The sequence below is a fragment of the Pseudomonas sp. genome, assembly GCF_050739935.1.
In the GTDB taxonomy this organism is placed as follows: Bacteria; Pseudomonadota; Gammaproteobacteria; order Pseudomonadales; family Pseudomonadaceae; genus Aquipseudomonas.
The window spans coordinates 25,868-50,722 of record NZ_JBOICF010000061.1 but is presented as its reverse complement, the minus strand read 5'-3'; the positions used below and the strand labels follow the sequence as shown (position 1 = coordinate 50,722).

Annotated in this window: 22 protein-coding genes; 16 read left to right on the top strand and 6 right to left on the bottom strand. The window is 62.4% G+C overall.

Translation table 11 applies throughout. The features are described 5' to 3' along the window. Window positions 1-12 precede the first annotated feature (12 nt). The 12 genes from ACRER8_RS11215 to ACRER8_RS11160 all read left to right on the top strand — a co-directional run bounded on the left by ACRER8_RS11215 (window position 13) and on the right by ACRER8_RS11160 (window position 12,369). Window positions 13-438, top strand: a complete 426-nt coding sequence (locus tag ACRER8_RS11215) for a TIGR03750 family conjugal transfer protein (protein ID WP_016253262.1) — start codon at window positions 13-15, stop codon at window positions 436-438. Then, window positions 435-1,163, top strand: coding sequence for a PFL_4703 family integrating conjugative element protein (locus ACRER8_RS11210; protein WP_016253261.1), 729 nt, complete (start codon window positions 435-437; stop codon window positions 1,161-1,163). Before ACRER8_RS11215 ends, ACRER8_RS11210 begins: the two co-directional genes overlap by 4 nt. Then, window positions 1,160-2,080: a TIGR03749 family integrating conjugative element protein gene (locus ACRER8_RS11205; RefSeq protein ID WP_016253260.1), complete on the top strand. Its 921-nt coding sequence runs from the start codon at window positions 1,160-1,162 to the stop codon at window positions 2,078-2,080. The genes ACRER8_RS11210 and ACRER8_RS11205 overlap by 4 nt, the downstream gene beginning before the upstream one ends. Continuing rightward, window positions 2,070-3,527 (top strand): TIGR03752 family integrating conjugative element protein, encoded by a 1,458-nt coding sequence (locus ACRER8_RS11200; RefSeq protein ID WP_016253259.1) that lies wholly within the window; start codon window positions 2,070-2,072, stop codon window positions 3,525-3,527. The genes ACRER8_RS11205 and ACRER8_RS11200 overlap by 11 nt, the downstream gene beginning before the upstream one ends. Beyond that, window positions 3,508-3,951, top strand: coding sequence for a TIGR03751 family conjugal transfer lipoprotein (locus ACRER8_RS11195; RefSeq protein ID WP_016253258.1), 444 nt, complete (start codon window positions 3,508-3,510; stop codon window positions 3,949-3,951). The genes ACRER8_RS11200 and ACRER8_RS11195 overlap by 20 nt, the downstream gene beginning before the upstream one ends. 1 nt (window position 3,952) lies before the next feature. After that, window positions 3,953-6,832 carry a conjugative transfer ATPase gene (locus tag ACRER8_RS11190; protein ID WP_016253257.1) on the top strand — a complete coding sequence of 960 codons (2,880 nt, stop codon included), beginning with the start codon at window positions 3,953-3,955 and terminating at the stop codon, window positions 6,830-6,832. Between the two features lie 12 nt (window positions 6,833-6,844). After that, the gene (locus ACRER8_RS11185; RefSeq protein WP_016253256.1) at window positions 6,845-7,570 is read left to right on the top strand and encodes a thioredoxin domain-containing protein; all 726 of its coding nucleotides are present in this window, start codon (window positions 6,845-6,847) and stop codon (window positions 7,568-7,570) included. A gap of 93 nt (window positions 7,571-7,663) precedes the next feature. Then, window positions 7,664-8,104, top strand: a complete 441-nt coding sequence (locus tag ACRER8_RS11180) for a TIGR03757 family integrating conjugative element protein (protein WP_425595012.1) — start codon at window positions 7,664-7,666, stop codon at window positions 8,102-8,104. Next, on the top strand, window positions 8,101-9,051 hold the full coding sequence (locus ACRER8_RS11175) for a TIGR03756 family integrating conjugative element protein (protein WP_016253254.1): 951 nt from the start codon (window positions 8,101-8,103) through the stop codon (window positions 9,049-9,051). The genes ACRER8_RS11180 and ACRER8_RS11175 overlap by 4 nt, the downstream gene beginning before the upstream one ends. 10 nt (window positions 9,052-9,061) lie before the next feature. Next, window positions 9,062-10,474 carry an integrating conjugative element protein gene (locus ACRER8_RS11170; RefSeq protein WP_016253253.1) on the top strand — a complete coding sequence of 471 codons (1,413 nt, stop codon included), beginning with the start codon at window positions 9,062-9,064 and terminating at the stop codon, window positions 10,472-10,474. Then, window positions 10,471-10,824: a hypothetical protein gene (locus ACRER8_RS11165; protein WP_016253252.1), complete on the top strand. Its 354-nt coding sequence runs from the start codon at window positions 10,471-10,473 to the stop codon at window positions 10,822-10,824. Before ACRER8_RS11170 ends, ACRER8_RS11165 begins: the two co-directional genes overlap by 4 nt. Window positions 10,825-10,839: 15 nt before the next feature. Next, entirely contained in the window at window positions 10,840-12,369 is a 1,530-nt protein-coding gene (locus ACRER8_RS11160) for a conjugal transfer protein TraG N-terminal domain-containing protein (RefSeq protein WP_016253251.1), read from the top strand. A 7-nt stretch (window positions 12,370-12,376) separates the two neighbouring features. On the opposite strand, the gene ACRER8_RS11155 is transcribed toward ACRER8_RS11160, so the two are convergent. From ACRER8_RS11155 to ACRER8_RS11145, 3 genes are all read right to left on the bottom strand, one after another. Next, entirely contained in the window at window positions 12,377-12,736 is a 360-nt protein-coding gene (locus ACRER8_RS11155) for a DUF3742 family protein (RefSeq protein ID WP_088171436.1), read from the bottom strand. 85 nt (window positions 12,737-12,821) lie between these two features. Beyond that, the gene (locus ACRER8_RS11150) at window positions 12,822-13,454 is read right to left on the bottom strand and encodes an RES family NAD+ phosphorylase (protein ID WP_016253250.1); all 633 of its coding nucleotides are present in this window, start codon (window positions 13,452-13,454) and stop codon (window positions 12,822-12,824) included. A gap of 12 nt (window positions 13,455-13,466) precedes the next feature. Beyond that, window positions 13,467-14,093, bottom strand: a complete 627-nt coding sequence (locus ACRER8_RS11145; RefSeq protein WP_016253249.1) for a hypothetical protein — start codon at window positions 14,091-14,093, stop codon at window positions 13,467-13,469. Window positions 14,094-14,408: 315 nt separating this feature from the next. Between ACRER8_RS11145 and mobH the strand changes: the two genes are divergently transcribed. Continuing rightward, entirely contained in the window at window positions 14,409-16,271 is a 1,863-nt protein-coding gene (gene mobH, locus ACRER8_RS11140) for a MobH family relaxase (RefSeq protein WP_016253247.1), read from the top strand. Between the two features lie 139 nt (window positions 16,272-16,410). Here mobH and ACRER8_RS11135 read toward each other — a convergent pair whose 3' ends face one another. From ACRER8_RS11135 to ACRER8_RS11125, 3 genes are all read right to left on the bottom strand, one after another. Beyond that, complete coding sequence (locus ACRER8_RS11135; protein ID WP_425595011.1) at window positions 16,411-17,100, bottom strand: methyl-accepting chemotaxis protein; 690 nt, start codon at window positions 17,098-17,100, stop codon at window positions 16,411-16,413. Between the two features lie 981 nt (window positions 17,101-18,081). Then, on the bottom strand, window positions 18,082-20,061 hold the full coding sequence (cyoB, locus tag ACRER8_RS11130; RefSeq protein WP_088171434.1) for a cytochrome o ubiquinol oxidase subunit I: 1,980 nt from the start codon (window positions 20,059-20,061) through the stop codon (window positions 18,082-18,084). Between the two features lie 195 nt (window positions 20,062-20,256). After that, complete coding sequence (locus tag ACRER8_RS11125; RefSeq protein ID WP_049874472.1) at window positions 20,257-20,745, bottom strand: MarR family winged helix-turn-helix transcriptional regulator; 489 nt, start codon at window positions 20,743-20,745, stop codon at window positions 20,257-20,259. A 382-nt stretch (window positions 20,746-21,127) separates the two neighbouring features. Between ACRER8_RS11125 and ACRER8_RS11120 the strand changes: the two genes are divergently transcribed. The 3 genes from ACRER8_RS11120 (at window position 21,128) to ACRER8_RS11110 (ending at window position 24,835) form a co-directional block, all read left to right on the top strand. After that, window positions 21,128-22,963 (top strand): glycoside hydrolase family 15 protein, encoded by a 1,836-nt coding sequence (locus ACRER8_RS11120; RefSeq protein WP_016253244.1) that lies wholly within the window; start codon window positions 21,128-21,130, stop codon window positions 22,961-22,963. A 286-nt stretch (window positions 22,964-23,249) separates the two neighbouring features. Continuing rightward, window positions 23,250-23,813, top strand: coding sequence for a TetR/AcrR family transcriptional regulator C-terminal domain-containing protein (locus ACRER8_RS11115; protein WP_049874471.1), 564 nt, complete (start codon window positions 23,250-23,252; stop codon window positions 23,811-23,813). Beyond that, window positions 23,810-24,835 (top strand): TetR/AcrR family transcriptional regulator C-terminal domain-containing protein, encoded by a 1,026-nt coding sequence (locus tag ACRER8_RS11110; protein ID WP_016253242.1) that lies wholly within the window; start codon window positions 23,810-23,812, stop codon window positions 24,833-24,835. Before ACRER8_RS11115 ends, ACRER8_RS11110 begins: the two co-directional genes overlap by 4 nt. The last annotated feature ends 20 nt before the right edge of the window (window positions 24,836-24,855 follow it).

Genomic DNA, 24,855 nt, shown 5'->3' with positions numbered 1-24,855 from the left:
GGGCAGCGACTCATGGCCGCCGCGTCCGAGAACCTGCAAGACGGGCTCGTCACGTTTCTGCCGCACCGGCTGAATCGTCAGCCGGTGGTCGTGCGTGGGCTGACCGCCGACGAGTTGTGGATCTGCGCCGGCTTGTCGGCCGCGGCGGGGCTGACACTCGGCCTGCCGCTCGCCTGGATCACCCGCAGCATCGCCATGGTGCCGACGCTGATCGTCGTCGGCATCGCGATGGGTGTCTTTGCCGGCGGCGGCTTCCTGCGGCGGCAGAAACGAGGCAGGCCTGACACCTGGCTCTACCGGCAGCTTCAGTGGTGGCTGGCCTTGCACCACCCGGCATTGGCCGCGCTGCTGCGCGGACGCTCCCTCATCACCCGTTCGGGCATCTGGACCACCCGGCGCCAGGCCAGCCCACCTCCTGCTTCCCGGAGTGCCGCATGAGCCGCTTCCGCAACGAGATCACGCACCTGCAGGCGCACGTCAAGACGCTGCGGCTCGCGGCTGGTGCGCTGTTCGTGGTGACGCTGCTGCTCGCGTTCGGCTGGTGGAGCGCCCCGAAGAATCTCACCATCCACGTTCCGCCTGACTTGCGCTCGGGCAGCACGCGCCGCTGGTGGGACGTACCGCCCGAAAGCGTGTACGCCTTCAGCTTCTACATCTGGCAGCAGCTTCAGCGCTGGCCCACGGATGGCGAGGCGGACTACCCGCGCAACCTGCGCGCGCTGTCGGCCTACCTCACGCCCGGTTGCCAAGCCTTCCTGCAACAGGACTACGAATACCGGCGCAGCAACGGCGAGCTGCGTCAGCGGGTTCGCGGTATTTACGAGATTCCGGGCCGGGGCTACGGCGACGATCCGAACACGCGCGTCAAGGTCGTTTCCAACAGCGACTGGATCGTCACCCTCGACGTGACGGCTGACGAGTACTACGGCGGCGATCAGGTCAAGCGCGCGCTCGTGCGCTACCCGCTGAAGGTTGTGCGCATGGACGTTGACCCGGAACACAACCCGTTTGGCCTGGCGCTCGACTGCTACGCGGGCACGCCGCAGCGCATTGAAGCTGCACCGGCACCAACCCCGACCAGCACGCCCATCAGCGGGCCGATCAGCGCATCGAGTACCGCGCCCGCCAACACGGCAGATCATCCGCAGGGAGATACCCCATGAAGCGTCTTGTCCTGTCGGCCCTGGCCGGCTTCGCCTTGAGCCTGGGGCTCGCCTCCACCGGCCATGCGGTCGAAATCCTGCATTGGGCGCGCATGCCGCTGGCCGTGCCGCTCGTCGTCGGCCAGGAGCGCGTGGTGTTCATCGACCGCAACGTGCGTGTCGGCGTGCCGCCGGACATCGCCGACCGCCTGCGCGTGCAGAGCGCAGGCGGCGCTATCTACCTGCGCGCGAGCGATGCGATCGCGCCGACCCGGTTGCAGTTGCAGGACGTGGAATCCGGCGCGCTGATCCTGATCGATATTGCCGCCACCCCGCCGAAGGACGGGCAGGCCCCGCTGGAGCCGGCACGCATCGTGGAAGAAGCCGCTACCGGCACGCGGTATGGAAGCAAGGCCGCCCCCCCGGCAAGCGATGCCGACGAAGCTGCCGCCTCGCCTGGCAGGCCAGCAGCCGCGCGCGAGACGCCCATTCCCGTCGTGCTGACGCGCTACGCCGCGCAGAACCTCTACGCACCGCTGCGCACGGTGGAGCCGGTCGCCGGCATCACCCGGGCAAACCTGCGCCGCGGCCTTGCGCTGGACGCCTTGCTGCCGACGCTGCCCGTGCGGGCGCGTGCGCTCGGTGCCTGGCGGCTCGAAGACCAGTGGGTGACGGCGGTGCAGCTCACCAATACCGCTGATCGCTGGCTCGATCTCGACCCGCGCGCGCTCCAAGGCGACGTCGTGGCGGCGACGTTCCAGCACCCGACCTTGGGGCCGGCGGGACAGTCAACCGATACCACCGTGGTCTATCTCGTTACCCGTGGCCACGGCCTGGCCGAGTCGCTGCTGCCCGCGGTTGCGCCCATCGACCCCGCGGTGAACCTGCCGCCCGCCGCAGCGGCCGGCCAGGCCGAAGGAGGCCGCGATGAAAAGTAACGGCCTGCTCAAATGGCTGATGATCCCGATGGCGCTGGCCGTCGTGCTCATCGGCATCAAGCTCTTCTCCAGCAGTTCCGGCAGCAAGCCCGCGTCGCAGACGGCGGCCAGCCAGCTCACGCCGGAGGAGATGAAGGCGCTCGGCATCGAGGGCGACACGCCGCGCGATACCGTTGCCACGCTGGTCGCGCAGGTCAAGCAACTGCGCAACGAGTTGCAGACCTCGCTCAACGACAACAAGAACGCCAAGACCGAGAACGACCGACTACGCGCCCGCGAAAGCACCGTTGACCAGCGCATCCAGGCCGCGCTCGACGGCGAACGCGGCCGCTTGCAGCAGGACCGCGATCAGGTCGCCAGTGACCGCCAGCAGACGCAGGGCCTGTTGCAGGACTTGCAAAAGCGCCTGGACGGACTGAGCGGCAAAGGTAATCAGGCCGATCTGCCGGTAGGCCTTGGGCTTCAGGACGGTGACGGCAAGAATTTCGGTGCTGGCACTGGCGGCACGCGCTGGGTGGAGCCCGACGACACCAAGCCCGACGCCAAGAACAGCAGCAGCGCCAGCAACGGCAAAGGGCCGAGTTTCCCGACCAGCTTCGGCCTTGCGCAAAACACGTCGTCTACCACGGCCACGGCGGTCGCCGACGCCGGGGAGAAGCCGGCTGGCGCGTCGGCGAAGGCGGTCTACACCGTACCGACGAACGCCACGTTGATGGGTTCGATCGCCATGACCGCGCTGATCGGCCGCGTGCCGATCGATGGCACGGTCAACGACCCGTATCCGTTCAAGGTGCTGATCGGCCCGGACAACCTCACGGCCAACGGCATCGACATTCCCGACGTGGCCGGTGCCGTGGTCAGTGGCACCGCCTCGGGCGACTGGACGCTTTCGTGCGTGCGCGGGCAAATTCGTTCGGTCACGTTCGTCTTCCAGGACGGCACGATCCGCACCGTGCCGGAGGACTCGGGCAACGCCAACGGCAACACCAGCAACACCAGCGGCCAGAACGGCAACAACAGCACGATCCAAGGCGGTCTCGGCTGGATCAGCGACCCCTACGGCATCCCATGCGTAGCCGGCGAGCGGCGCAGCAACGCCGTGCAGTACCTCGGCTCGCAGGCGCTCATCACCGCAGCCGGCGCGGGTGCGGCCTCGCTCATCAAGTCGGACAGCGGCAACGTCTCCTACATCAGCAACAGCAACGGCTCGCTCGGCACCGTCGGCATCTCGGGCAACGAGGCGATGGGTCGCATTCTCGCCGGTGGCGTGCAGGAGATGAGCCAGTGGGTCAACAAGCTCTACGGCCAAGCCTTCGCTGCGATCTACGTGCAGCCCGGCGCCAAGGTCGCCGTGCATCTCGACCATCCGCTCAACATCGACTACGACGCCAAGGGCCGCCGGGTCAACCACCGCATCGGAGAAGCTCATGCGCCGGATCTGGACTGACGCCGCGGGCGGCCTGCTGGCCGCTGCAATCCTCGTCGCGCTCGGCGGCTGCGCGACCAGCAAGGAAAAGCTGCTACCGCACGGCGACAACACGATGCTTGATGTCTGGAACCAGGAGACCGGCGGCAGCGCGGGCGGCGGCCAGGCCGCGCGCCAACTGCTCGACGCACGCCAGGAACTGCGTCGTCCGCTAACCGCCGCTGACGTGCAGAACGCACCTGCCGTCAATGCGACGTACACCCGCAGCGCATCCAACGAAATCTATCGCCAGTTCCACAGGCTGCCGAACCCCGACCTCATGATGTACGTGTTCCCGCACCTTGCGGGCACGGACCCGGTGCCGGTGCCCGGCTACACGACCGTCTTTCCCCTGTACCAGCGCGTGCAGTACGCGATGCCGGGCGAACGACTGGAGGACTACTGAGATGGCCTGGTCGCTGCCGTGGCCGCGCAAAGCCATCTCGCCTGTCCCAACCGATGCTGGCGAGCCCGATGCGTGGGAGCGGCACGTTGCCACGCTGAACGCCCATGGGATTCCCGCGCCGGGCGAAGCCTTGCATCGTGGCAAACGCAAGCCGGCGACCCAGGCCGACGTCGAGGCGCTCTACGACGTTTCGCCATCATTCGTCGATCTGCTGCCCTGGGCCGAATACCTGCCTGGCTCGAAGAGCATGTTGCTGGACGACGGGCAATCCGTCGCCGCTTTTTTCGAGCTGCTGCCGATCGGCACCGAAGGCCGCGAGATGGGCTGGCTGTGGCACGCTCGCGATGCGGTGGAGAACGCCTTGCAGGATTCGTTCGACGAACTCGACGAGCATCCGTGGGTGGTGCAGTTCTACGCCCAGGATGAGCCGGATTTCGACGATTACATGGGGGTGCTGCAAGACTACGTGCGCCCCCGTTCGCAAGACAGCGCTTTCAGCGCGTTCTATCTCCGGTTCTTCGCGCACCACCTGCGCGCGATCGCCACGCCGGGCGGCCTCTTCGAGGATACGACCGTCACGCGCCTGCCTTGGCGCGGACAGGTCCGGCGCGTCCGCATGGTGGTCTACCGGCGCACGCCCACGGTCGCCAATGCGCGTCGCGGCCAGACGCCCGAACAGGCGCTCACCACCATCTGCGACCGGCTTACCGGCGGTCTGGCAAACGCCGGGGTGAAGACTCGGCGGCTTGACGCGGCGGCCATCCATGCCTGGCTGCTGCGCTGGTTCAACCCGGCGCCGACGATGCTCGGCGACACGCCGGAGGACCGGGAACGCTTCTACGCGCTCACCCGCTACCCGGACGAGCACGATGAGGGCGAGATCGAGCTGGCGAGCGGCACGGACTTCGCGCAGCGACTGTTCTTCGGCCAGCCGCGCTCCGACCTGGCGAACGGCACGTGGATGTTCGACGGTATGCCGCACCGGATCATCTCTATGGACCGGCTGCGCACGCCACCGGCGACTGGCCACCTGACCGGCGAAACGCGCAAGGGTGACGCGCTCAATGCGCTGATGGACCAGATGCCCGAGGACACGGTGCTGTGCCTCACGCTCGTCGCCACGCCGCAGGACGTGCTCGAAGCTCATCTGAACCACCTGAGCAAGAAGTCGGTCGGCGAAACGCTCGCCTCCGAACAGACCCGTCAGGACGTACAACAGGCGCGCAGCCTGATCGGCAGCGCCCACAAGCTGTACCGCGGCGCGGTCGCGTTCTACCTGCGCGGGCGCGACCTGGACGAACTCGACGCGCGCGGCCTGCAACTGGTCAACGTGATGCTCAACGCGGGCGTGCAGCCGGTACGTGAGGAAGACGAAGTTGCACCGCTCAACAGCTACCTGCGCTGGTTGCCCGCCGTGTTCGACCCGTCCGCCGACAAGCGACAGTGGTACACGCAGCTCATGTTCGCGCAGCACGCGGCGAACCTCGCGCCGGTCTGGGGCCGCAGCATGGGTACAGGGCATCCAGGCATCACGTTCTTCAACCGCGGCGGTGGGCCGATCACCTTCGACCCGCTCAATCGCCTGGACCGACAGATGAACGCGCACCTGTTCCTGTTCGGGCCGACCGGCTCGGGCAAGAGCGCCACGCTCAACAACATCCTGAACCAGATCACGGCGATCTACCGGCCACGCCTTTTCATCGTCGAGGCCGGCAACTCGTTCGGACTGTTCGGGGATTTCGCCGCGCGGCTCGGACTGTCGGTGCATCGGGTCAAGCTCTCGCCCGGCTCTGGGGTGAGCCTCGCGCCGTTCGCCGATGCGTGGCGGCTGGTGGCCACGCCGAGCCAGGTGCAGACGCTCGATGCCGATGCGCTGGACGAAGCGCCGGATGCCAATGCCGCGACCGAGGGTGACGAGCAGCGCGACGTGCTCGGTGAACTGGAGATCACCGCGCGGCTGATGATTACCGGCGGCGAGGACAAGGAAGAAGCGCGCATGACGCGCGCCGACCGTAGCCTGATTCGCCAGTGCATCCTGGACGCGGCGCAGCGCTGCGTGGCAGACCAGCGCCCGGTGCTCACGCGAGACGTGCGCGACGCGCTGCGCGAGCGCGGCGGCGACGCAACGCTCCCCGAAATGCGGCGCACCCGGCTACTCGAAATGGCCGACGCCATGAACCTGTTTTGCCAGGGCGTCGACGGCGAGATGTTCGACCGGCCTGGCACGCCCTGGCCCGAAGCCGACGTTACCGTGGTGGACCTCGCCACCTTTGCGCGCGAGGGCTACAACGCACAGCTTTCGATCGCCTACATCAGCCTCATCAACACGGTGAACAACATCGCCGAGCGCGACCAGTTCCTTGGGAGGCCGATCATCAACGTCACCGACGAAGGCCACATCATCACCAAGAACCCGTTGCTCGCGCCCTACGTGGTCAAAATTACGAAAATGTGGCGCAAACTCGGCGCGTGGTTCTGGCTGGCGACGCAGAACCTGGACGACCTGCCGATGGCGGCCGAGCCGATGCTCAACATGATCGAGTGGTGGATCTGCCTGTCCATGCCACCCGATGAAGTCGAGAAGATCGCGCGCTTCCGCGAGCTGAACCCTTCGCAGAAAGCGCTGATGCTGTCGGCACGCAAGGAGGCCGGCAAGTTCAGCGAGGGCGTCATCCTCTCCAAGAGCATGGAAGTGCTGTTTCGTGCCGTCCCGCCCAGCCTCTACCTCGCCATGGCGATGACCGAACCCGAGGAGAAGGCCGAACGGTATCAATTGATGCAGCAGTACGGCATCAGCGAACTTGATGCGGCGTTCAAAGTGGCCGAGAAGATCGACCACGCGCGCGGTATCGCCTCGCTCCCGCTCGATGCGTTGGCCTGAAGGGAGGAAACCATGCGCAAGCTCCCGTTCTTGTCACGCTCCCCACGGCTTCTGGTCGGCCTGGCGGTGGCTGTGTTGCTGGGTGCTGCCGGCTGGTGGGCATGTCATCGCACGGCACCGAGCGAGGCAACTTCAATCACCGCTGCATCGCCCGACGCCCCGAGCGAGACACCACCCAAGGCTCCGGCAGGGCCGCCCTGGATCTATGGGCGCGCCGACGCCCGCTTCACGGTGGTCGAGTTCGCCGACCTGGAGTGTCCGTATTGCCGGGCCTACTTCCCGGTGCTCAAGGGCTGGATCGACGCCCATCCCGAGGTGAACTGGCAGTGGCACCACCTGCCGCTGGCGATGCACGATCCGGCGGCTACCGCCGAGGCGCGGATCGCGGAGTGCGCGGGCGAGACCGGCGGACATGCTGCCTTCTGGGAAGCGGTGACGTGGATCTACACGCACACCCGTGGCGATGGACAGGGGCTACCGCCCGGCGTGCCGTATCCCGACCTCTCGCCTGACGTGCAACGCTGTCTCGGCAGCAACCGTCCCGACGCGGCTATCCGGGCTCAATCCGCCGAGGCCGCCAAGCTCGGCATCCAGGCCACGCCGACCCTGCAAGTACGCGATCGCCAGTCCGGCAAGGCCATCGTGCTGCCCGGTCCTGTCGAAGGCGATGCCTTGTTATCGGCCATCGACATGATCGCCAGCGACGGCCAGGCGGATACAGCGCCATCCCGGCCTTGAATGCGGCACGCCCGCTGTTCGGTTTCTTGCTAGTGAGCCGAGCGGACCTGCGATTGACTTGTGCATGTCCTTTTTCTGCCGTGTGCCACGATGATTCCGAGCCCATCCATTCCATCGTTTCGCCGGACCGGCGTGAGCCGCGGCGTGCTCGCCATGTTCGCCGCACTGCTGTTCTCGTCCGCGCAGGCCGCCGACGTCATCGCCTTCACCGACGCCCAGCATCCGGTGAGCAACGCGGGCGGTGCCCGCGTGGTACTGCTCGATGCGCCGACCGGCCTGGAAGCCTCGCTCGGCGCGCAGCTTCCGGCTGATCCCGCGCAGGCCGAAGCCATCGTCCGGCAACGTCTCGCCCAAGGCAGCGCCGGTTTGCAGCAGCAACTCGCTGCGGCCTACCAGGGTGTCGCCGACGCCTGGGGGCTGGGGATCGCCACGATTCCCGCTGTGGTAGTGGATCGCCGCTTCGTTATCTACGGCGATCCTGACGTCGCGCACGCGGTCGCCAGTATCAACGCCTACCGGAGTGCGCGGCCATGAGCGCACGACTGCTTGCACGCTCCCGCCGTCTGCGCTCCGTCATCGCCTCCCTGATGCTGTGCGTCGCCGGTTCGGCGCTTGCGCTGAACACCGCGACCATCATCACCTCGGCGCTGTCGCCGGATTGCCTGGAGTACCGCGTCGTCGGCATCTGCTACTGGCTGTTCTGCTCGTGGGGCGGTTGCACGGTACGCACGTCGGTCAAGGTGCGGCACTACATTCCGGACGCGGTGGTGTCGAGCTACTCGAACACCGGCGAGAACCCCTGGATCGAAATGCGGCTCATGAGCCTGCCCAACCCGACCGCTCAGGCAGGGGGCGACGGCACGACCAACCAGGACCGCGAGAACAACCTCGCCAAGTTCAAGAATGCGGACGTGATCGGCCATCCGGCAGCGACGGTCTTCAGCCGCTATGCCAGCCAGTTCGGCTACACCTGCACCGGCGCCGGCACTGCCTTCATGCCGTATCTGTTGAGCACGCTCGATACGGTGGCCTGGCGCTATGACGTGCCCGAGGCGGTCTATCCCGAGGCCTTGATCCCCGGCATGCGGGAGATCGGCGGCCGCCTGACGATGAACCTGTGGGGCAACGTCTATCCGCGCGGCGGGCTCCTGCACCAGACCGACGACTACAAGAGCGGCGCCGTCGTCGCGCAGCGTGCCGGCGACGTGGTGACGCGCAGCGGTCAGATCCACGTTTACCAGCCGCTGCTGGCCAGCGCGCACGACGGCTACTGGCCGGCCGGTGCGCTGACCGAGAGCGACGCATCGACCGGCAAGTGGCAGGAGCTGACGCCGACGCTTTCGACCACCTGCGCGGTCTTCCCCAACAGCAACGTACATGTGCAGGCCACGCAGGGCGACTACGCCTGGGCGCTGTGGCGCCCATACGCCTGCTGCGAGCGCCGTGGCCAGGTCTTCCTTGGCAGCACCGATTTCATGTGAGGACGTGCCGATGAACATGCACATGACGAAGCTCGCCCGCAGGGCGAAACCCTACATCTGGCGCAGCCTGCTCACGGCTGCCGGGTTGGTGGTGGTGATTGGTGCTGCGTGGGCGCAGCAGACCCGTATCGACAGCAACGGCGCGAGCATCAACGGTAGCGTGATCGGCGATGACGTGCTCTACAGCGTCGGCGGCGGCCGTGCCGTGTCCATGGGCGGTGCGGGCAACATGCAGAGCCTTGGTGTAGGTGTTGGCTGGAACAGCAACCTGATCTGCGGCGACATGAGCCTGTCGAACACCTTGCAGAACCAGCTCAACGGCGTTACCAACGGCTTCCAGACGATCATGAGCAGCGTGATCCAGAACGCCACCAGCGCGGTGGCGTCGCTGCCCGCGCTCATCATCCAGCGGGCCGATCCTGGCCTCTACAACTTGTTGACCAACGGCATCCTGCAGGCGCGTCTGGATTTCGACCGCAGCAAGATGACCTGCCGCGCCATCGCCAACCGCATGGCGGACATGGCGGGCGGCCAGACGAGCTGGGACCAACTCGCCGAGGGCATGGCACTCAAGCAAGCCGTCAGCAGTACTGACGCCGTTTCTGCGATCGAGCAGGCCGAGACCAGCAAGGGCAACAACGGTGTGCCGTGGGTCGGCGGCGGCAATGCGGGCGGCAGCGGCCAGCGCTCGATCAAGGTCGTCTCGGACGTGACGCGCGCCGGCTACAACCTGCTCAACGGCCGCAGCGCCACCGATACCTCGTCAATCGACCCCACGACCTGCGGCAATCGGCTGACCTGCCAGACCTGGTCGTCGCCGCAGGCGGCTTCTGATTGGGCCACGCGCGTGCTCGGCGAGCGCGAGCAGCAGACCTGCGAAAGCTGCACGAAGACCCAGACCACGCCCGGCGTGGGCCTGACGCCGCTGATCCAGGAGGAGTACGAGACCAAGCTGAAGGCGCTGCAAGACCTGGTGACGGGCGCGAAGCCGACCACAGCGGCGAATCTCGATGCGGCGGGCAGCAACTCGTTGCCGGTCACGCGCGGCGTGGTTGAGGCGCTGCGCGACGAACCCGATCAGGACGTGCTGGGCAAGCGCCTGGCTTCGGAAGTGGCACTTTCAAGCGTGCTGGAGAAGGCCCTGCTGTTGCAGCGCACGCTGCTCACCGGCTCGAAGGAGCCGAATGTGGCGGCCAACGATCTCGCGGTGAAGGCGGTGGATTCTGAGAACACCACGCTGGAACAGGAGATCAACAACCTGAAGACCGAATTGGAGCTGAGGAGGGAATTGGCTGGCAACTCGGCCATGACCCTGATCGGACGTTACAAGACGCGCTCCGACGATTCGCGCGCCATTTTCCAGGGCGACACGACGCCGGACCGCCTGCAACAGATCCAGAAGCCCCGGAGCAACACGCCATGACGCACTCGAACTGGTGGCGGTTCTCCCTGCTGTTCAACCGCCGGGTCGGGGCGGCGCTGTTCTGGAGCGGGCTGGTCATTGGTGCTGCGGTGCTGGTCAACCTGGCCGGCATCCGCATCGTCGGTGGCATCGACGGCTGGGAGCGTTGGCTGCGGGCACACGCGATCGTCTTCCTCGCCTGGCGGCTATGCCTGTACGCGTGTACGGCCTGGGGCTGGTGGTGGATGCGCCGGCGGGTGCAGCAACGTGAATCGGCCTCGGAAACGCGCCAACGCTTCCTGCGCATCGAGGTTGCCGCCGTGGCGGCTATTGTGCTCATGGAAGGCAGCAGTTGGCTGCAGCACGGCTAGAACGAGGAGGCGGACATGACGCTCTACACGACCGACTACCTGGAGTATTACCTGACCCTGGTGGGCTGGGTGGTCAACAACGGTATCTGGAACATCCTCGTCGCCAGCGGCGTCTTCGCGTTGCCGTTTCTCGCCATCGTGATCCAGGAGTGGCTGCGTGCGCGAACCGAAGGCGCGGATGAAGGCAACAAGGGCGTGCTGTCCTCGATGCGGATCGAGAATCGGGTATTCGTGGCGATCGTGGTCATCATGTTCGCCGGCATCCCATTCATCCCGGTCGATCTCTCCACGATCAAGTTCGACACGACCCGCTCCTCGCAATGCCAGATCAACGTCCCGCAGCCGGCGGACACAGGCTGGAATACCTCGTACACCGCACTCAACAACCAGAGCGCGCTGGTGCCAGTCTGGTGGTTCTTCATGCACGCGATCTCCAAGGCCGTCACCGGCGCGGCAGTCGCGGCGATTCCGTGTGGCACCGACCTGCGGCAGATCCGCATGGATGTGGACGCCACCCGCATCAATGATCCAGTGCTGGCTCAGGAAGTCGCCGACTTCACCCACGACTGCTACGGGCCGTCGCGTGCCAAGCTGTTCATGAACCGGCCCACGCTGTCCGACGCGCAGATGAACGACGTGACCTGGATCGGCTCGACCTACTTCCTCAACACGGGTGGCTTCTACGACACCTACCATTCCAGCACGGCACGCACGGCCTGGCCCTACGATGCCAACCGCGACGCGGGGCTGGCTCAGGTGGACAGCGGCGGCGGATATCCAACGTGTCAGCAATGGTGGACGGACGGCAGCCAGGGGTTGCGCAGCCGCCTGTTGGCTCAAGTCGATCCCGACTTACTGAGTCGCATCGGGAAATGGGCGGGTTTCCTGTCGCAGACGGAGGTCGACGACTCGGTGATCCGGGCCATCATCTCGCCCCAGCAGCAGAAGATGAATCAGGGTCAGGTCTATGCCGATTACGGCGGCCAGGTTGGCATGACCTTGCCGAACGTCGTCACGCGCGGCACCAGCGACGTCGGACTGGCTGTGGGTGCGCTGGGTATGTTCCCGGCGATGGACGTGGTGCGAGAAGCGCTGCCGATGGTGCTTTCGTTCCTGAAAATGGCGCTCATCATCTGCATCCCGCTGGTGCTGGTAATCGGCACCTACGAGTTGAAGGCGATGGTGACGGTGAGCTGTGTCGAGTTCGCACTTTTCTTCGTGGATTTCTGGTTCCAGCTCGCACGCTGGATCGACAGTACGATCCTCGATGCGCTTTACGGCTGGGGATTCGGTGCCGGGCGGCCTCACACGAACTTCGACCCGCTGATCGGCCTGAACAACACTTTCGGGGATATGCTGCTGAACTTCGTCACGGCCACGATGTTCATCCTGCTGCCGGGGTTTTGGGTCGTCGCTCTTGGATGGGTTGGAGTTCGGACAGGAAACATCCTTGGCGGTCTTACGGCTGCGACTGGTGATGCAAAAGCTGCAGGCGGAAGCGGCAGCAAAACAGCGTTGGGGGCTGCCAAATCAGCCATGAAATAGGCCTATTTTATGGCTTATCTGGGTCGCCCGGGTCGTGGCGCCATTCGTTCTTGTCGTACAGCCCGAACCCGCCATGTCCTTCGCGCCACTCAAGATCGGGCTTTCCGTCCCAGTCGGAGTTCCTAGCCCCCCATGCCGTGGCGACGGCAAATACGGCTAGCAGTGCCAGCCAGAAAGCGACATAGAAAAGGATAACCAGCACGCCAAATTTGAAGATCCACAGCACGGCAGCGGCGCCGCCAGCAGGCACACCTCGACCTATCAGCCAAGCCGCAGCTTGGCGCTCGCGGCGCGCATACCCACGCCACATTCCGCCCAGCCAACGACCAAGGCGCTCTGCGTTGCTGCGATGGCTTTTCGTGCTCATGGTCATCACCTGCTACAGGAGGAATGCCTATTCCAGTTTGCTTCAATTCATTCGGTTCGGGGCTTCAATGTGTTCTCTTGCTGCTTCAGGACGCTTCGTCATCCGGTTCCACCGGGCCGGGGTCAGGTTCCACGCCGATGCGATAGGCGGCAACGAAGCGCGGCCAGTCTGCATGGTCTACCAGGTCGATGTCCTCGATGACGCTGACCTTCGTTTCCGCACGCTCGAACAGTGCGAGGCTCTTGGCGGGATAGTTATTGCGCGACGGATAGAGTACACCGTCGAACAGTGGCTGGCCGTCGTCTCCGAGGATCGCATGCACCTGGGCGGACGCCTGTTGCGTATACACGTAGTCCCGGCTGGCCAACTGCTCCAGATTCAAACCGAAGTAGGCCGCCATGACGCCCGGTGCCGTGAGGTCGGCCAGGCGCACGTCTTCTAGAACGCCTACGGCGCGCACCATCCTGCCCTGAACTTCTTTCAGCGCAATCGAGCGCTTCGCGTCCGTAAGCCACTGGTGCTTGTGAAACACCGACTCCATTAGCGCCGTCGGCAGGTCACGGCCCAGGTAGAGCACGCCGTAGGCACGCGCCGGGTCGTCGTAGCGATTGGCGCTGCTGCGGCCATAGTACAGCGGGCTACCTCGATAGATGACGCGGCTCACGTGCTGGAGCAGTTCACCCGCGTCGATCAGGAACGATGGCAGCTCGCGACTCATGGCAATCACGCTTCAATGCACCTGCACGCCCAACACATTGAATACGGCCTCGGCCACGTCGTCGATCGATCCAGGGCTCACCGCATCCACCGGCGAGCGCCCGCCCAAGCCTTCGAGCGGTTCTGACAGCGCACGGTAGATCGTCCAGTGGTCGATGCCCTCGACTTCCTGAAGCACGGTTTGGGTCAACTGCTGCTTCACTGGGTCGAGCTGCCAGTCGGGCAGCTTCTGGCCGCGCGGCCCCACGTTCAGCGCCAGCAGCCGACGGGCGAGGATGTCCTTGTAGATCTGCTGGCGCGACTTATCCGCCAACTTGGCGAATTCAGGGGGCGTTAGGTTGTGCGGCTGGTTGAAGGTTTCCAGCAGCACGGCGCGGCCTCGCTGGACATCAGTTTCATTCGGCGCCCAGCGCGTTTCGGCGCGCAGCGCAGCCGTCTTGCGCTTCAAGGCCTGCTCCACCGCTTCGTCTTCGAGGTGGACTGGCAGTTTTACCGCCTCAACGCGTTCGTGAATGAACGCCTGCAACTCGGCCGCGAAAGCCGGCGCATCTCGGATTTCAACGGTATCGGCGAAGCGTCGCACATCCTCCACCGTGACGCGCGGCAACCGGTCGGCAATGAATTCGATCGCAGTGGGCATGGTCAGCTCCCAGGTAGGTTTGAGACAGGACTCACTTTAGTCGCCTTTGTCGCTTTTGTCAACTTGGTCGCTTAGGTGGGAGCCTACCTGGCGGTGTAGCGTCCCGGCAGCATAGGCCGGGGCCAGCGCCAGGTCGCCGTCCAATCCATTCATGCGGGTTCCACATTGACGCTGGAGCCGCAGCCCAGGCCCCGCTATACCGAAACGGTTAAAGGCCAAAGGGTCGAAACGGCAAGGGAATGGGGTGCAAGGGGAAAGGCCCTACCTCGAAAAGGCCAAAAGGTCTCCAGCCCGGCCCGCTACCAGGACACTTACATGCTCTCCCTGTTCCAGCGAAAGCGGGCCCCGTTCGCTGCCGCGCCGTCGCCAGCACCTGCCACCGACCGCCCGAAAGGGCTGATGCGGCCCGAGTCGGCCGCATCGCTGCTGGCCACGCCGCGTCGGCAGAGGCTGCTGGAGCACATCTGGCAGCGAACGTCGCTCTCGCGCAAGCAGTTCGCCGCCCTGTACCACGCACCGCTGGAGCGCTACGCCGAGTTGGTCCAAGCCTTTCCGGCTTCCGAAGCGCATCACCATGCCTACCCAGGCGGAATGCTGGACCACGGTCTGGAAATCGTCGCCTATAGCTTAAAGCTGCGGCAGTCCCATCTGCTGCCCATCGGCGCCAGCCCCGAGGATCAGGCGGCGCAGTCCGAGGCCTGGACTGCCGCGGTCGCCTACGCCGCACTGCTGCACGACATCGGCAAGATCGCCGTCGACCTGCACGTCGAGCTGGCCGACGGCTCGGTGTGGCACCCCTGGCACGGCCCGCTGCACCAACCATACCGATTCCGCTACCGCGAAGATCGAGAGTACCGCCTCCACAGTGCTGCGACGGGGTTGCTCTACCGGCAACTGCTCGACTGCGATCTTCTGGACTGGCTCAGCGGCTATCCATCCCTGTGGGCGCCGATGCTCTACGTCCTGGCCGGGCAATACGAGCACGCCGGCATGCTGGGCGAACTGGTCGTGCAAGCCGACCGCGCTTCCGTGGCCCAGGAACTAGGCGGCGATCCTGCGCGCGCCATGGCTACGCCCAAGCATGCGCTGCAACGCAAGCTGCTCGATGGGTTGCGCTACCTGCTCAAGGAGGAGTTGAAGCTGAACCAGCCGGAGGCCTCCGATGGCTGGCTCACCGAGGACACGCTGTGGCTGGTCAGCAAGACCGTTTCCGACAAACTACGCGCACATTTGCTGTCCCAGGGCATCGATGGCATCCCCGCGAACAACACCGCGGTATTCAACGTGCTGCAGGACCACGGCATGTTGCAACCGACACCGGACGGCAAGGCGATCTGGCGCGCCACTGTGACCAGTTCCACCGGCTGGTCCCACTCGTTCACCCTGTTGCGACTGGCGCCTGCGCTGATCTGGGAGTCTGGCGAGCGGCCGGCACCGTTTGCTGGCACGGTGGCGATCGACGCCGCACCTTCCGACCAAGATGCCGATGCTTCGGCATCCACGCCGACGATCGCGTCAAAGCCGCCCGCCGAGAATCAGGAACCCCCTCTGTGGGAAAACATGGGCGGCGCCGCTGCCCCGGCTCGGCCGCCTGCCGCCCAGACCTCGCCCGACGTCGTGGAGGATTTGCTGGAGATGGTGGGCATGGCCGACCCGTCCAACGCTTCCCAGGATGGGGAGGCCGCGTCAGTAGATGCGCCTGCTCCTACCTCCGAAGCCGCCATGTCGGCGACGGCTGCTCCGCCGCCGCCCGTATCCATGGCTGCGCCGCAAGCCTCGGCTGAGCAGCCATCCGGCGAGCATTTCATCGCATGGCTGCGTCACGGTATCACGTCGCGGAAGCTCATCATTAACGATGCGAAGGCACTCGTGCATACCGTGAGCGACACTGCTTACCTGGTTAGCCCGGGCGTGTTCCAGCGCTACGCCCAGGAGTATCCGCAGGTGGGGACGCTGGCCAAACACGAAAGCCAACAGGATTGGCAGTGGGTGCAGAAGCGGTTCGAGAGGCTGCAGTTGCACCGGAAACACGACAACGGCCTGAACATCTGGACCTGCGCGGTTTCGGGGCCGCGCAAGTCACGCCAGTTGCATGGATACCTCCTCCATGGCCCACGGCCATTGTTCGATGAGGTGCCGCCCAACAACCCTTATTTATCCCTTCGATTAGAGGATTGAGGGGACGGGACCGTTGCAACTCGGTAGCATGTTCGATCCCTTCAAGCCTTCACCCTTTCCATCGTTTGACTAGGTTTTTTATATGGGTCGCACGGTTCTCCCAATGTGCCAGGCCGCGCTTGACTAGCCGATGCAACAGTCAGACTTCAATCAAAACAGGACTGGGCCGCGGCGGCGCTGCTGGAGTGGTCGTTGAGGCGTCCAAGCGGAAGGTGGCGACGGCCTCCCGTAGTTCGGCAGCCTGTTGACGCAAGGAGTCGGCTCCCGTGGAGGCTTCTGCGACCCGGCGCGCATTCTTCTGAGTGTCTGCGTCCAGTCGGGCGATCACAATCGCTACGTTCTCGATCTGCGCGGTTTGCTCAGCCGATGCCTGAACGATGCCGTCCATGGTCACCGTCGTCTCCGTGATTCGGCCAAGGATCAGGTCCATGGTTTCACCCGCCTCGCCGACACGGTCCACGCCCCGCTGCACAATCTCGACCGATTGGCTTATCAGCGTTTTGATCTCCTTTGCAGCATCCGCGGAACGCTGAGCTAGCGAACGGACTTCACTGGCGACCACGGCAAAACCTTTGCCCTGTTCGCCCGCCCGGGCAGCTTCTACCGCCGCGTTGAGCGCCAGGATATTTGTCTGGAAGGCAATGCCCTCGATGACGGATGTGATCTCGGAGATCTGTTCCGAAGCTGCGGACAGATCCTGCATAGCGACAACCATGTCGTGCATCGTCCGGCTGCCCTGGCGTGCTACATCCACGGCTTGTCCCGCCGTCGAGCTCGCGTTCCGGGCCTCCTGCGCATTGCTTTTAACGGTGGTGATCAGCTCATCCATGGACTCAGCCGTCAGCCGCAGTGCACGCGCCTCCTCACTTGTGCTGGCCAAGAGCCCGGCACTCCCGTCGGCCAGTTGAATGCTAACGACCGACACCGCGTCCGCATGCTGGCGAACACCACCCACGACAGATGCCAAATTCTGCTGCATGCGCGCAAGCGTTGCCAGAATACTCCCGTTGTCCCCGCGCTTGACGCAAATGGCGCCCGTCAAGTCGCCGGCGCTGACGGCTTTCGCAATTTCCCTAAGTTCAGCGGGTTCGGCTCCCAGTGCACGCGTAATACGTCGTGCTATGAGCCACGCCAAACCGGCGCTCAGCACGATAGCCGCCGCCGTGAGTATCATCATGAGCCGCTTGAATTCGATACCGATCTCACGCGCCATGTCGCTCTGTTCCTTGCTCAGGCTCTCCTCCAGGTCAATCAGGCGATTCACGGAAGCCAACCATTGCACAAAGAGCGGGCGAGCCTGTGCCAATAGGGAATGGGCGCTGTTCTCGTCACCGCGTTCTTTGGCCGCCACGAGGCCCTCGATAACTGGAAGAATGCTCGCCTCGACTTTCTTGAGTTCGGCGCGTGCGTCGACTTCCGCCGGGGCGATATTCGCTCCCGATTTCAACAGTACATCCAAGGGCACTGCCGCATCGTCATACTGGCGCTTGAGGCGACGGATATCGACCACCAGATTGGCCAACTCTTCCGGGCTCGCGATAACGACGTCACGTACCGCAACCGAACGGTCATGAACGCTGCCGCGGAAGATGATGGCGTAGCGTTCCTTTACGCTATAGATGTCATTGATGGCGCTTAGCGCGCTGTTCATGCGGTTGACCTGCACAATACCAATGACCGTCAGTAGCACCATTAAACACAGCACAGCCCCGAAACCGAGAATAATTCCCCGGCCGGTCCTGCCAAAGAGGCGAGAGAACAGGTGATCGAGTGACATGGATTTTCCGAAAAGAAACCGACGGTAGAAAAACTATTGAGACCAGGCGACTCGCTCGGTTGCCTCTACTGTATTAGCCGAAACGTAATATGCGCGGTCTTTTTGGAAACTGTGGATGATGGCGGTTGCCACGATACCTAAGAAACATACGGCGGCAAGTATTGGCATGTGCCATACGGCAGCGAAACCGAACACCAGGGACCAGGCAGCAAGGAACACACCGGCGCCGGTATTTCCCGGCATGTGAATCGGCCGAAAGTCGGCCATCGGGCGTTTGGCGTTATGTTCCTTCATCTGCCACCACGCGTCGGCGTCATGCACGAGAGGGGTAAAGGCGAAGTTGTAGTCGGGCGGCGGCGACGATGTCGACCACTCAAGCGTGCGGCCGTGCCATGGATCGCCGGTGACGTCGCGCAACTGGTCGCGGCGTTTATAGCTGACCCACAGTTGCACCAGGAAGGAGCCGATGCCCAGAGCGATAAGGCCGGCACCTACTGCGGCGGTCTGGAACCAAATCTGCAACGACGGATCATCGAAATGATTCATGCGGCGCGTAACGCCCATGAAGCCGAGTACATAGAGTGGCATGAAGGCGAGGTAGAAGCCGACCAGCCAGAACCAGAAAGAGCACTTCCCCCAAAAAGGATCGAGCTTGTAGCCGAAGGCCTTAGGAAACCAGTAGTTGATGGCTGCGAAGATGCCGAACACTACGCCGCCGATGATCACGTTGTGAAAGTGCGCGACAAGAAACAGACTGTTGTGCAGAACAAAGTCGGCCGGTGGTACCGCCAGCATTACGCCGGTCATACCACCAATGACGAAGGTGACCATGAAGCCCATCGTCCACAGCATGGGCACTTCGAACTTGATTCGGCCGCGATACATTGTGAACAGCCAGTTGAAGATCTTCGCTCCCGTGGGAATCGAGATAATCATCGTGGTGATGCCGAAGAATGAGTTTACGCTCGCGCCGGACCCCATCGTGAAGAAGTGATGCAGCCACACGAGATACGAAAGCACTGTGATCACGACAGTCGCGTAAACCATCGAGGCGTACCCGAAGAGCCGCTTTTGGCTGAAGGTAGAAACCACTTCCGAGAACACGCCAAACACTGGGAGCACAAGAATGTAGACTTCCGGATGGCCCCAGATCCAGATCAGGTTCACGTACATCATGGCGTTGCCGCCGAAGTCGCTGGTGAAAAAATGCATTCCGACGTAACGATCGAGTAGCAGTAATCCCAGTACGGCGGTCAGCACAGGGAACGCCGCGACGATCAAGACGTTCGTGCAAAGCGATGTCCACGTAAAAATGGGCATCTTCATCATCGACATGCCTGGAGCGCGCATCTTGATAATGGTCACAAGCAAATTAATGCCCGATAGCGTCGTGCCGACTCCCGCGATTTGAAGGCACCAAGCGTAATAATCGACGCCCACATCAGGGCTTTGAGCCAAACCGGACAGTGGTGGGTAGGCTAACCACCCTGTGCGTGCAAAGACACCAAAGAACATGGAGATCATCAGGAGCACAGCGCCCGCAGTGGTCATCCAGAAGCTAAAGTTGTTGAGGAAGGGAAAGGCCACGTCGCGTGCGCCGATCTGTAGCGGCACCACATAGTTCATCAAGCCTGTGATGAGAGGCATCGCCACAAAGAAAATCATCACGACACCGTGTGCGGTGAATACCTGGTCGTAATGATGCGGCGGTAAGTATCCCGCGCTGCCATTAAAGGCTATGGCCTGCTGAGCACGCATCATCAGGGCGTCCGCAAAACCACGTAGCAGCATCACGACGCCCAGCACCATGTACATGATGCCGATCTTTTTGTGGTCGACGCTTGTGAGCCAATCTCCCCAGAGTGGCTTCCATAATTTTGCGCGCGTGATTGCGACAAGAATGGCTGCTGCGATTGCAATGACGACAAAGAACGTCGCCACGACGATTGGCTCTTCGGAAGGGAACGCGCTCCACGTTAGGCGCCCGAGCCATGGATTGGATGAAGCAATCACGATTGATTCCTATGTAGCCTTAGGGAGCGGCTATACGGCCGCCAGCTGCAGGGTATTTCGTTTGTAAAAATGAGCTATACCGTACCGACCGGTACACTTTCGCATTCTACACCTACTTATGCGATCTGGCTCGTCCTCCAGCGCCGCGAAGACAAGGGGCCAGCGGAGAAATCTGGCACCGCCGTTCGAGGCCGCTTACTCGTCGTGGTCACAGCAGGCCAGCAGCATCTCTACGCGGCAAGCCTCTTCTTCGCTTAGGCTCCTCACGGCCTGAGTCAACGCGGCCTCGAATGCACGCCTCAGTTCGGGAAGGCGCTGCCTTCCCTTTTCCGTGATCTGCACTTCCACGCGGCGCCGATCCGCTTCGGCCTGTCGCCGCGTGATGAAGCCTTGCTTTAGTAGCCAGTCACATATGTGCGTCAGGTTTGTTCGACTTTGGCCGGAAAGGGCCGCCATTACGGCCGGCGTTGAGGCGCCTGCGCAGGCCGTGTCCAAGAGCGAGAGTGTGAGGAAAGCGCTCTCCTCGATGCCCACCGCCCCAAGCGCATGATGGACTTCAAGGGCAAGTCGCTTCGATGCGTTCTGAAGCCGCAAATAGCTTGTCAATCGGCCAGGCAGCACACGCCCTGGCGGCGCGGTGGGCTTGACCTGTCCCTTGGTGTACTGGCGTGACCCGCCGCTCATGTCGTTTTGCCTGTCCGTCGCAGGCTCTCTCGGGGGTCCCAGAACGCGCACGTCCGATCCGGCACGCGACGGATAGCTGCTTCTCTGTATGAAGATGTCATACCGTCGCCTTCCTCAGGGCTCGCTGCCCACAGTTGCATAGGAAAGCCGTTAGTCTATAATACCGAACCGCTCGGTACAATACCGCGATTGGCGCGCTTTAGTGGACAGATACGCCTCGTCTTGTGCCTTTTCCATGCGATCTCGCCGACCCGGCAAAGGCGGGCCACATGCCCACGCTGGCCACACACGAAGGATTTTCAGCTGTGAAACGTCCTAAAGACCTGGAATGCGTCGCAACGCTGCGTACGGTTACTCGATCATCAACGCAGAGGAATCGGGTATGAGGCAGCGAATCGAAGATTACGGCCTCATCGGTGACGGTCACACCGCAGCGCTTGTAGGAAGGAACGGTTCCATTGACTGGCTGTGCTTGCCGCATTTCGACTCTGGGGCATGCCTAGCTGCGCTTATCGGAACGAGAGAAAATGGATTTTGGCGCATCGCCCCTGTGGCGAAGGTCAGGAAGATTACCCGCCGATACATCGAGGGCACCATGATCCTCGTAACAACGTTCCGAACGAAAGATGGCGAGGTAGAACTGATCGACTTCATGGCTATGGATCAGCGGGATAGACACATTATTAGACGTGTTCGTGGCACCAAGGGGAAGGTGAAGATTCAGTTCGAACTTGCGGCCCGCTTTGACTACGGCATGACGGTGCCATGGCTGAACGAAATTGACGACCACACCCACACGATGGTCGCCGGTCCGGACTCACTTGTACTCCGGACATCCCTTGCACTTCGTGCTGAAAATGGCGTCCTCAGTTCCCAATTTACCGTCAAGGACGGAGAAACGGTTTCGGCAGTTCTGGGGTACAGTCCGTCATATCAGGAATCGCCGGCTGTCATCGACGCTGACCGTAGCTTCCAGCGTACGAAAGCCTTTTGGCAAGGATGGTCGATGCGAGGCGCCGAGGCCGGGCCCTGGACAACCGTTGTTCGGCGATCACTGTTAACTCTCAAGGCGCTCACCTTTCATCCGACTGGCGGTATCGTTGCGGCTCCTACGACTTCGCTTCCCGAATTTCTAGGTGGCGAACGCAACTGGGACTACCGGTATTGTTGGTTACGCGATGCCACGTTTACGCTCCTCGCGTTTCTCAATGGCGGATATGAAGAGGAAGCGGACCTATGGCGTGAATGGCTACTCAAGGCTGTCGCTGGTCGACCAGAGCAAATACAGATCATGTACGGCCTGCGTGGAGAGCGCCGCCTAGACGAGTGGACAGTTCCCTGGCTGAGCGGCTATCGGAAGTCATCACCCGTGCGCGTTGGAAACATGGCCGCGAAGCAAACACAACTCGACATCTACGGCGAGCTGTCGCATGCCATGGCAGTAGCTGCCATGGGAGGGCTTCCCCCGCCGGCCAGGGGCCTGACCCTGCGCACCGCTTTGCTTGTCCACTTGGAAAAGGTATGGAAAGAGCCGGACGCGGGAATTTGGGAAATACGTGGCGACCCGAGACATTTCGTACATTCAAAGGTTATGGCATGGGTCTCGTTTGATCGCGCGGCTACAAGCAATTATCTAGATGGCGATGGGCCGAAGCAGAAACACTACCGGCGAGTAGCCGACCGTATCCATGCGGACATCTGCAAGAATGGCGTGGACCCGAAACGACAATGTTTTGTCCAGTCCTACGGATCTACCGAAATCGACGCTTCTGCGTTGTTGTTCGCCATCGTCGGATTTCTGCCGCCAGATGATGAGCGCGTGGTCAACACAGTGCGGGAAGTCGAGGAACGATTGGTCCATGACGGATTCGTAATGCGTTATGAGACCGATAGCGGCATAGACGGACTGCCACCAGGGGAAGGTGCGTTTTTAGCGTGCAGCTTCTGGCTGGTCGACATCTACGTATTGCAAGGCCGATACGAAGATGCGCAACGCTTGTTCGAGAGCCTCATTTCCCTCACCAACGATGTGGGATTGCTTGCCGAAGAATATGACCCTCGGGCAAAGCGTCAGCTTGGCAACTTCCCGCAGGCCTTCAGCCATGTCGCGCTAGTTAATTCGGCTTTCGCTCTCCATAGAGCGACGTCAAAAGCGGAATCGGGGCGGCAGGACAATGTGTCACGTAGCCCTCCGCATATCAAACCAAATCGCGCCTGAGCCAAAGCGCCGCCTCGACTTCACGAGCGCCAGATGAATTGCCGACAAGAAACCCCGCGACTGCATGACGCTAAAGTGGGCGTGAAGCGGCTTAGCGCTTTCACGCAATGGCTACGCAGGCCGGACATACCTCACCTTAATCACAGCGGCTACAACGGGTTTCGAACCGCACCGAAGATGACGTCCCGGTCACCGGCGCGCTGAATGGGAAGCGCCAGCAACGCGGAGATACGCGATGAACTGCACAACAGCGACACCCGAGACGGACGGACGCAGGAAAGAAATTATGCGCCTCGTAGAAGAATCGTTACGCGCGCTAAACGGCCAGGCATCTGATTTGGAAATAGTCATCCTTAACGCAAATGTCGCGCCGGAAGAGGTGACCGACCACTTCGGTAGTTTGAATCAACTCATGATGCACATGGTGACGGCTCTATCGGAAAACCTCCTGATACCACTCGGTGGACATTCGAGCACGGAAGCGGCATTCGCAAACATACTGAGACATTTTGGAAAAGGCATGGCCCGGGCGTACCAGGACTTTTACCTTATCGGTCTCTATCGTATTGCCCTGACGGAAGCCACCCGACACACGGAGGCATGTAAGGCGTTCTTCGAACATGGGCCCGGTCTAATTACAAACCGACTCGCCGAGGTATTTGACAAGTACCGGCGGGTCGGAGAAATCAGCGATGGAGACATGCAGCTTCGCGCCGACCACTTTCTTGCCATCCTTCGTAGCAAAGTCGAGATCCCGAACGCCAAGGCTCTTTCCGAAGGAGAGCTAGATGCCCTTGTAGACGAAGCGGTGCGAATCACATGCTGGGGCATCAAAGGGGAACACACATGACACTCGGCAAATTGATAAAGCTTTTTCGTCCACGCAAGTTCAACCCTCGCTCTTCAATAGACGGACGCTCACATATCCCGGGCGTTCCTGACGAACTGACGATCGAGGTCGATCCCGATGGATCGCCAGTTTCCATGCAACCGGAAGAATGGTTTGTTTGTTTCGTGCCGGGGTTGCAGAAACAGTGGTGGCATCGCTTCACCGACCCGAGGCACAAGCATGTCTTCGCACTACGCATGGTAAGCGATGATAGTTGGATACTATTCGAACCATGGTGGACCCGCATCATGAATACTACGCTGACGCTTGATGAAGCGGCAAAGTTTTTGCGATGGGGAGGCGTGGGAAGCGTGCTACGGATAAAAGAGTCCATTCCAGGTAGCGGCAGTCAGACCCGGGGCTGGGCTAACTGCGCGGTATTAGTCTCCCTTCTCCTTGGTCGATCCTATTGGACCTGGACGCCTCATGGACTTTACCAGGCACTCGTGCGAGAGCCGGAAACGGAGCATGTGGACGTGGCTGGCTTCCTAGAAAAGCTACTGCATGACATCGCGAATAAGCAGGCATCGCGTGTTGTCATCGACCGTGACATCTATCGGCAAAGGACGTTGATAGACGCACTGTATACCGTTGGTATTCGGCTCATGAGGATAACGACCTCCCCACTCGGGCTCGGAGTGCACCGTCTGGCTGCTTCGGAAGCATTTCACTTTCCAACGGCATCCGCCGCTTTCTTCGAACATGGACCCAATCGCGTGATCGAAGAGTTGACTCTCATATTTCAGCACGCTCAAACCAAAGGAGAGCTTAGTGATCGATGGGACGCTGAAAAGCTGGCGAGACATTTCCTGTTGATGCTAAGAGGCAATCTGCATCTGGAGATTATGATGGGTTGCCGCGATGCTCCGGACGAAGTGGAAATTGAACGCCGCGTTGTATCGGCTGTTGATCTGCTCTTGTACGGGGTGCACGGACGAGAGCAGAGCAGTCACAAAATACCGCGGGATTCTGCATCTCAATGATGGGCCGATATCCGCCACCC

Coding starts and splice junctions, on each gene's coding strand:
- ACRER8_RS11215 (WP_016253262.1), top strand. CDS start 13: ATGGCCGCCGCGTCCGAGAACCTGCAAGACGGGCTCGTCACGTTTCTG.
- ACRER8_RS11210 (WP_016253261.1), top strand. CDS start 435: ATGAGCCGCTTCCGCAACGAGATCACGCACCTGCAGGCGCACGTCAAG.
- ACRER8_RS11205 (WP_016253260.1), top strand. CDS start 1,160: ATGAAGCGTCTTGTCCTGTCGGCCCTGGCCGGCTTCGCCTTGAGCCTG.
- ACRER8_RS11200 (WP_016253259.1), top strand. CDS start 2,070: ATGAAAAGTAACGGCCTGCTCAAATGGCTGATGATCCCGATGGCGCTG.
- ACRER8_RS11195 (WP_016253258.1), top strand. CDS start 3,508: ATGCGCCGGATCTGGACTGACGCCGCGGGCGGCCTGCTGGCCGCTGCA.
- ACRER8_RS11190 (WP_016253257.1), top strand. CDS start 3,953: ATGGCCTGGTCGCTGCCGTGGCCGCGCAAAGCCATCTCGCCTGTCCCA.
- ACRER8_RS11185 (WP_016253256.1), top strand. CDS start 6,845: ATGCGCAAGCTCCCGTTCTTGTCACGCTCCCCACGGCTTCTGGTCGGC.
- ACRER8_RS11175 (WP_016253254.1), top strand. CDS start 8,101: ATGAGCGCACGACTGCTTGCACGCTCCCGCCGTCTGCGCTCCGTCATC.
- ACRER8_RS11170 (WP_016253253.1), top strand. CDS start 9,062: ATGAACATGCACATGACGAAGCTCGCCCGCAGGGCGAAACCCTACATC.
- ACRER8_RS11165 (WP_016253252.1), top strand. CDS start 10,471: ATGACGCACTCGAACTGGTGGCGGTTCTCCCTGCTGTTCAACCGCCGG.
- ACRER8_RS11160 (WP_016253251.1), top strand. CDS start 10,840: ATGACGCTCTACACGACCGACTACCTGGAGTATTACCTGACCCTGGTG.
- ACRER8_RS11155 (WP_088171436.1), bottom strand. CDS start 12,736: ATGAGCACGAAAAGCCATCGCAGCAACGCAGAGCGCCTTGGTCGTTGG.
- ACRER8_RS11150 (WP_016253250.1), bottom strand. CDS start 13,454: ATGAGTCGCGAGCTGCCATCGTTCCTGATCGACGCGGGTGAACTGCTC.
- ACRER8_RS11145 (WP_016253249.1), bottom strand. CDS start 14,093: ATGCCCACTGCGATCGAATTCATTGCCGACCGGTTGCCGCGCGTCACG.
- mobH (WP_016253247.1), top strand. CDS start 14,409: ATGCTCTCCCTGTTCCAGCGAAAGCGGGCCCCGTTCGCTGCCGCGCCG.
- ACRER8_RS11135 (WP_425595011.1), bottom strand. CDS start 17,100: ATGGATGAGCTGATCACCACCGTTAAAAGCAATGCGCAGGAGGCCCGG.
- ACRER8_RS11125 (WP_049874472.1), bottom strand. CDS start 20,745: ATGAGCGGCGGGTCACGCCAGTACACCAAGGGACAGGTCAAGCCCACC.
- ACRER8_RS11120 (WP_016253244.1), top strand. CDS start 21,128: ATGAGGCAGCGAATCGAAGATTACGGCCTCATCGGTGACGGTCACACC.
- ACRER8_RS11115 (WP_049874471.1), top strand. CDS start 23,250: ATGCGCCTCGTAGAAGAATCGTTACGCGCGCTAAACGGCCAGGCATCT.
- ACRER8_RS11110 (WP_016253242.1), top strand. CDS start 23,810: ATGACACTCGGCAAATTGATAAAGCTTTTTCGTCCACGCAAGTTCAAC.